5 protein-coding genes and 1 pseudogene are annotated in these 7,304 nt (G+C 68.1%); 4 read left to right on the forward strand and 2 right to left on the reverse strand.

Translation table 11 applies throughout. From position 1 onward, the window contains the following. A pseudogene (locus ADK64_RS47275) lies at positions 1–248 on the forward strand (hypothetical protein); the annotation flags it as partial. Between the two features lie 46 nt (positions 249–294). Here ADK64_RS47275 and ADK64_RS15265 read toward each other — a convergent pair. Further along, complete coding sequence (locus ADK64_RS15265; RefSeq protein ID WP_234384588.1) at positions 295–1,263, reverse strand: ABC transporter permease; 969 nt, start codon at positions 1,261–1,263, stop codon at positions 295–297. Beyond that, on the reverse strand, positions 1,260–1,871 hold the full coding sequence (locus tag ADK64_RS15270) for an ATP-binding cassette domain-containing protein (protein WP_053659149.1): 612 nt from the start codon (positions 1,869–1,871) through the stop codon (positions 1,260–1,262). The genes ADK64_RS15265 and ADK64_RS15270 overlap by 4 nt, the downstream gene beginning before the upstream one ends. Positions 1,872–2,033: 162 nt before the next feature. Between ADK64_RS15270 and ADK64_RS15275 the strand changes: the two genes are divergently transcribed. The 3 genes from ADK64_RS15275 (at position 2,034) to ADK64_RS48645 (ending at position 7,252) form a co-directional block, all read left to right on the forward strand. Further along, positions 2,034–4,358: a polyprenyl synthetase family protein gene (locus ADK64_RS15275; protein WP_053659151.1), complete on the forward strand. Its 2,325-nt coding sequence runs from the start codon at positions 2,034–2,036 to the stop codon at positions 4,356–4,358. A gap of 321 nt (positions 4,359–4,679) precedes the next feature. Continuing rightward, positions 4,680–6,278: an ISL3 family transposase gene (locus ADK64_RS15285; RefSeq protein ID WP_053659155.1), complete on the forward strand. Its 1,599-nt coding sequence runs from the start codon at positions 4,680–4,682 to the stop codon at positions 6,276–6,278. A 596-nt stretch (positions 6,279–6,874) separates the two neighbouring features. Next, the gene (locus ADK64_RS48645; protein WP_324614402.1) at positions 6,875–7,252 is read left to right on the forward strand and encodes a hypothetical protein; all 378 of its coding nucleotides are present in this window, start codon (positions 6,875–6,877) and stop codon (positions 7,250–7,252) included. Positions 7,253–7,304: the final 52 nt, after the last annotated feature.

Consider the following 7,304-nt stretch of genomic DNA (forward strand, 5'->3'; position numbering starts at 1 on the left):
CGGGGGTGAACAATCTGAAGGATCCGGTGGAGACGAAGCTGCACACCGCCGTCTGCTCAGGGAAGGTCACCCTGAAGGCGGCGCAGCAGGCCATCGTCAGCGACTGGACCACCGCACTGAGCCGACATTATGCGACGGTGATATCCGTCCGCCGCTGTCGTGGCTTTGGCGGTGGGGCATTCACTGGCGGGCGGCGACCGACGCGGCCTTGCGGGCGTACAAGGAATTCCGCGTCGATTCACCGTTGAAAAACCTGCCTGCGGCCCTTCAATAGCTTCCGACCTCAGGGGACGTCTAAGGCAGATCCTCGCCCCGACCGGCCACATTCTGCGTACGCCGACGATGGAGTAGAGCGGGCTTACGGCTGGTTGGCAGGGTGACAGGGCGGCGTTCGGTGACGCTGGCTTCCCGGCCGGGAGTAGTGGTGGCTGATCCGGCGTGTTCGGAGTCGGCTGCGCTGAACTTGGTGTGTTGGCTGTGGGGGATGCGGGTGCGCGTCGGGAGGGTGTTGCGGGTGCGGCGGTGGAAGGCGGCGAGGCTGATGAGTGCGGCGGCGGTGAACCAGAGCAGCTGGATGCCGAGGTAGCTGGGTAGGGCGGTGGTGGAGAAGCCGGCGGCGGTGCTGGCCTGCATGGCGCCGTAGGAGGGCAATAGGCGTACGACGGGGCTGTCGGAGCCGGAGTTGGCGATCGGGTTCTGCAGGGCGAGGTCGATGACGCTGATCATGACGATGGTGAACATGCCCTCGACTTCCTTCCTCAGAAGTGAGCCCAGGGCGACCCCGATGGCGCCGTAGGTCATGGCGGCGCTGAACAGGGCGGTGGCGAGGTAGAGGGGCTGCTCGGGGGTCCAGAGCAGGTAGGTGAGGGCGGTGGCGTAGGCGGCGACCGCACCGGAGGCGAGGGCGAGGGAGGTGATTTTGGCGAGGAGGAGGTGGGTGCGAGGGTAGCCGGCCAGTGCGAGGCGTCGGTCGAAGTTGCCGCAGGCGAAGGAGGAGGCGAACATCATGAAGCCGATGATCAGGGTGACGGCGTTCAGGGCACCGGTGATTTCGGTGAGCTGGTTGCCGGCCGGGGTCAGGATGTCCTTGGTGGCGCTGAGCTGGAATCTGGTCCGGGTGCTGGGGATCGAAAGGTAGGCGAGGGTGGTCCACAGCGGGATGAAGCCGGCGATGAGAACCATCGCGAAGCGGTTGCGTAGATGTTCGGCCAGCGCGTACCGGGTCGCGGTGACAAACAGCCCAGCGTGGCCGTGACCTTTCATGAGACCAATGCCTCCTGTACAGGCTGCAGAAGGCCGTCTTCCAAGCGCCACAGCTCGTCCAGGCGGGCGGTGTCGTAGGCCAGGTGGGAGACGACCAGGACGGAGCGGCCTTCCTGACGCAGCAGCGCGGCCAGGTCCCAGAAGCGTTGGTAGGTCTCCCAGTCGAAGCCCTGGTAGGGCTCGTCCAGCAGCAGCACTTGCGGGTCGTGCATCAGAGCGAGGGTGAGGTTGAGTTTCTGGCGGGTGCCGCCGCTGAGCGTTTTGGCCTGCTGCTGGTCGTACGTGCGAAAGTGCAGCCGGTCCATCACTTCTTCGGCGCGGTGCAGGTCGGGGAGTGCGTAGGCGGCCCTGAAGAACTCCAAGTGCTGACGGACGGTGAGTGCGTCGTTGAGGACGGCTGCCTGCGGACAGTAGCCGAACCTGCCGTCGTGGCGGACCGTGCCGCGGTCCGCGCGCAGTTCACCGGAGAGGATCTTCAGCAGAGTGGTCTTGCCTGCCCCGTTCTCCCCGACGATCCCGGCCAGTACCCCACCGCGCAACCGCAGGTCCACCCCACGCAGGACCTCGCGCCGACGGCGGTAGGCGTGGTGCACACCGCTGACCTCCACCGGGCCACCATCCCAAGTTTTCGCTGTTGCCGACCGGGGGGTTAACGCCACGGCGGCGCCGTGGTCACGGATGATGCGGCACGCCGGCCCATGAACCATCCGTACCGGTGAGAACCCTGGTTGTAGGTCAGCCGCTGACCACGAGCGCCCTAGTTTTTGTCCGTGACCCACGACACCCGCTCCGCTCCCGCGCCTGCGGCGCCGCTGCCCGCACCTCGCGCCGAAGCTGCCATCGCACCGTTCGGCACGCCGCACCCTGAGGCCGACATGGAGGCATGGTGTCTCAGTGGTGATCTTCACAGTGAGAGCGGCAGTGCTTACCGTTGGGCAGCCGCCCTCTTCCGGGAGGGCCACCGCTGCGGGTCGGGCACCGGCCCCGGTTATGGGCTGCTCTTCATGTGCAGCGGCCCGGAGGGATCGGTGTGCGGCAGCTGGTTGAGTCCTGATCTTGTGGAAACCATTCGCGCCTCGGTCCGCGGGGACGAGGCGATGGATCCGCGGGTCCGCAGTGCCCTGACGGACGTTCTGGCCGAGGGAGTTCCCCTGCCCGACCGCCTGCTTAAGGGTGAGGTCGCCGACTGCGCCGAATGGCTGGATCTTGTGCTGGGCGAACAGGCCGCGCTGCGTGCCGAGGACGACGGCAGTTTCCTCTTCACCGTCCGGGGCGAGGTGGAACTGGAACTGCGTCTGACGCCACAGAAGCCGGCCGTCCCGCAGTTCGACGTCCATGGCCACTACCCCGGGCCTCGCCCCGACGGGAGCGATGCGACGACTTCGTACTTCATCCCCCGCCTCCGTACCAGCGGTCGTGTGCGCGCCCAAGGCCGCGCCTGGGAATGCGTGGAGGGGCGCTCCTGGCTGGAAAACGACTGGGGCGGTAGGGTCCGCCGCTCCAGTCGGGCGCAGGGTATTGCCGACCGCGCCTGGCTGTGGAGTGGCATGCAGCTCGACAACGGCTGGGACATCGCCGTCATCCGAGCCCAGCACACCGATCCCGTCACCGCACAAAGCACGTCGTTGTTCACCAGGGCGACCGCCGTCGCCCCCGACGGCTCGGTCAGCTATCACCACGACCTCACCTGGCAGGCCACCCAGCACTGGACTTCCCTGGCCAGCCTGGAGAGTTACCCCACCACCGCCGTGCTCAGCATTCCCGGCCTCGGCCTGGACGTTGTGGTCGCGGGCCCTGCTGCCGGTCATGAGACCCGCACCGTTCTGACCGGCCGTGCCTTCTGCGAGTCCCCCGCCACCGTCAGCGGCACCATGAACGGCACGCGCGTCTCTGGAAACGCTTTCATGGAAACCCTGCCCTCCGGCACGGTCGGTGACGTGGAAGGCTACATGCGCCGGATCTCCCAAATCTCCATCTCCGAGGCCGCCGCCGTCTATCCGGCGAGCCCCGACGTTGCTTCTCTGCACGCGCTCACCGGCGCCGACACCAGCCCCTCGCTGGACGATGACACCCTCGACCGCCTCCACCAGTCCCTTATCGCCCCGCTGCGCCATCTCCTGGACAACCCGGGACGCTCCTGGCGCCCCTACATCACCGGCGCCGTCTTCTGCCTCCTGGGTGTCGACCCAGAGCCCTACCGACCACTGACCGCCGTGTCCGAACTCCTCCACACCGCCTCCGCCGTCATCGACGACATCGAAGACGCCTCCCTGCTGCGCCGCGGGCTGCCCGCCGTCCACCACCGCTTCGGCATCCCCACCGCTATCAATGCCGGCACACTCGCCTACCTCACCTTCGATCCCATCCTGGAGCGCATCCCTCAGCACGACGGGGCCACGATGCTGCGCGTTCACCGCCTCTGCCTCCAGGCCCTGCGCACCGGACACACAGGGCAGGCCCTGGACCTGACCAGGCCCCGCAGCGCCTTCGAAGACGCTGTGGCCACCGGCAGCCACCACCAGCTCCTCTCCCAGGTCCACACCGCCCACCGGCTCAAGACCGGCGTCCCTGTCCGGTGCATGGCCGAAGCCGCCGCGGTACTGGCCGGTGCCACCGAGGAACAGATCACGGCGCTGGGCCGGTACTTCGAAGCCGTCGGCACCGCCTACCAGATCAGCGACGACGTCGCAGACCTCGACGGTGTCACCAGCGCGGAAGACCGAAAGCAGGGCCGATCTTCCAAGACACCCGCCGAGGACCTCCTCAACGGCCGCATCACCTACCCCGTCGCACACGCCACCGGCCTCCTCGATCACGACGACCGCCACCGTCTGCGCGACAGCCTCTACCAACAAAGTCCCGACGGCGCCGCCCGCGCCGCCGAACTCCTCACCCGTAGCGGCGCCTTGCACGCTTGCCTGGACGACGGCCGGACACTCGTCGACGAGGCGTGGAAGCCCCTTGATGACCATCTCCCGCCCAGTCAGCACAAAGCCCTCGTCCGGGCCCTGGGCTGGTATGCAGCCCAACGCCAAACCGACCCCGCCGCCAAGGGACCGGGCACGGTGGCTGTCACAGCCGCACACCAAAACTAGGCAGCCGGTCGGCAAAGGCCGGTGTGGATGGATCCTGGGAGCGAGGCGGCTGGCTCGCGGACGTTGTTCTGCCCCCTCAGGTGGATGGGGGAGCGCACGTTCGCGTGGCTGATGCATTCACACCGTCTGGCCTGCGACTACGAAGCCCTGACAGTCACCAGCGAGGCAATGATCCAGTGGCTGGCTCTGTACGTGAGGTACGGTTCTGGCTCAGCTTCCGTGCAGCGGCCACTCTGAGTGACGTCCGGCAGTCTCTGAGCAGCTTCGGAAGTCGCCCGAAAATGAGCCGTCACGAGGGTGGTTGGGCTGAAAGTCCCGGCCGTGGAAGAGGTCGTGCTCCGGCTGAAGGAGCTGTTGTTCCCGTCGGTCGCGGACATCGAGGTGCTGTCGGTCGACGTGAATATCGAGATAGTGCGCGTTGACATGCAGTGCACGAAGGTCGGTGCCGCCTGCCCGGGGTGCGGAGCCTGGTCGACCCGGGTGCACAGCTCCTACCTGCGGTTTCCTGCTGACGCGCCGAGCGCAGGACGAAGGGTCGTGCTCCGGTTACGGGTTCGGCGGTTCCGCTGCCGCGACACCGTGTGCGCCCGGCGGACCTTCGTGGAACAGATACCCGGCCTCACCCGCAGGTACGGCCAGCGCACCGAGCGGCTGCGCTCAGCTCTGACCTCTGTAGGTCTTGCTCTGGCTGGACGGGCCGGCGCCCGGCTGGCCGCCGTCCTCGGCATGTCCGTCAGCCGGAGCACGGTCCTGCGCCTGGTCGACGCCCTTCCCGAGCCGGAGGTGACCGCGCCGCGGGTGGTCGGCGTCGACGAGTACGCCACCCGCAAGGGACGCCACTACGGCACCGTGCTGGTGGACGTCGAATCCCGCCGGCCGATCGATCTGCTTCCGGACCGCGAGGCATCGAGTCTGGCCGCCTGGCTCGCCCAGCGACCCGGTATCGAGGTCGTCTGCCGGGACCGCGCGCCGTTCTTCGCCGAAGGTGACGCTGCCGGAGCGCCACAGGCGGTGCAGGTCGCGGACCGGTGGCATCTCTGGCACAACCTCAGCGAGGCCGCCGAGCGCAGTGTCGCGCAGCACCGCCGCTGCCTTCGTGTCCTGACGCCCGCACCTGCTCAGCCCGAACCCGAGACCACTGCCGCCCCGGACCCGTCCGCGTCGCCATGGCCGACAGGCCACCGCTTCGCCGACCGGACCCGGGCCCGGCACGCAGCCGTCCACGCCCTGCTGGAGGCAGGACACAGCCGACGCTCGGTCCAGCGGCAGCTCGGCATGGCCTGGCACACCGTCAAGCGATTCGCCGACGCCGCGAGGCCGGAGGACCTGTTCACCGGCCAGTGGCAGAACCGGTCCTCGGCCCTCGACGACTACAAGCCGTACCTGGACGACCGCTGGAACGAGGGCTCCACCAACGCGTGGAAGCTGTGGGAGGAGATTGTGCCGCTCGGCTACAAGGGCAGCTACCAGCGCGCTCGCGCCTACCTACGTGAGAAGCGCACCTCACCACGACCGGTGACCGCCCGGCCGCCCTCACCCCGAGCCGTCGCCGGATGGATCCTCCGGCACCCGGACACCCTCGCCGAGTCCGAGCAACTCCAGCTCAAGGCCGTCCGGACGCACTGCCCCGAACTCGACGCTCTCACCCGCCACGTCCGCTCCTTCGCGGTCATGCTCACCGAGCGCCAGGGCGAGCACCTCCTGGACTGGCTCGACGCCGTTCGGCAGGACGACCTGCCCAGCCTGCACACCCTCGCCGCCGGCATCGACCGGGACCGGGACGCCGTCGTTGCCGGACTCACCCTGCCCTGGAACACGGGTGTCGTCGAAGGCCATGTCAACCGGATCAAGATGCTCAAGCGTCAAAAGTTCGGGCGGGCCGGCTTCCATCTCCTTCGCAAACGCGTCCTATTGGCGTGACTGGGGGTCACTGCGTCACGGAAGCTGAGCCAGAGCCGCTACCTCGATAAAGCCAGGCGGGCCCCGCCGCGGATACCGGACTCGACGGTGTGAGGGGGCGTGCTCCTGTGCGCCCGGGCCCCGGAGAGTAGTCCGGTATGCGGGTGGGGGAGCATAGTCCGGTATGCGGGTGGGGGAGCATTCGCTCAGCTGTTGCTCGTCTGTGAGGGGTCGTCATGAGTTCGTTGGGTCGTCGCGTTGTTCCGCTGGTGGTGTTGTCGTGCCTTGCACTGGCGGGGTGTTCGTCGTCTGGTTCGCATGGGGCTGGGGGCGCGGGTGGGAAGAACGGGGCGTCGGCTGCCGGTCCGTCGGGTTCGGCGGCTGCGGGTTCGGTGGGGGAGATCCCGGTGGGTGCGGGGCCGCAGTCGAAGTACACGGTGCAAGAAGCAGCCGCCCGCGGGTAGCTGCCGCTACCGGTATGAGAAGGGTGAGCCGCTGCCGGATCTGAAGTGCACGCCGGGTGCGACGTCGCCGGCGGTGACGCAGGCGAATCTGGCACAGACCATCTGCCGCAAGGGCGGCTACACCAAGGACATCCGCCCGCCGGTGGCGGTCACGTGACGCAGGCGAATCTGGCACAGACCATCTGCCGCAAGGGCGGCTACACCAAGGACATCCGCCCGCCGGTGGCGGTCACCGGCAAGGAGAAGAAGCTGAACGCCGTCTCCTACGGCTACACCGGCAGCCTCGGTGATGCCGAGTACGACCACGACATCAGCCTTCAGCTCGGCGGTGACCCGAACGATGCCCGCAACCTGTGGGTGGAGCCGGCCGACCCGGGCCATAAGCCGGGCGGCGGGATCAACAACAAGAAGGACCCGGTGGAGACGAAGCTCCACACCGCGGTCTGCTCCGGCGAGGTCACGCTCAAGGCCGCGCAGCAGGCCGTCGTGACCGACTGGACCACCGCAATGGACAGGCTCGGGCTGACCTGATCGGGTGTGCCGGGGCCGGTGCGGCTACGCAGGCCCGAGCCGAACTCGGGCG

The organism is Streptomyces sp. MMG1121 (assembly GCF_001280015.1).
In the GTDB taxonomy this organism is placed as follows: domain Bacteria; phylum Actinomycetota; class Actinomycetes; order Streptomycetales; family Streptomycetaceae; genus Streptomyces.

Excerpts from the sequence above, each read along its gene's own strand:
- ADK64_RS15265 (WP_234384588.1), bottom strand. The coding sequence starts at position 1,263 with ATGAAAGGTCACGGCCACGCTGGGCTGTTTGTCACCGCGACCCGGTAC.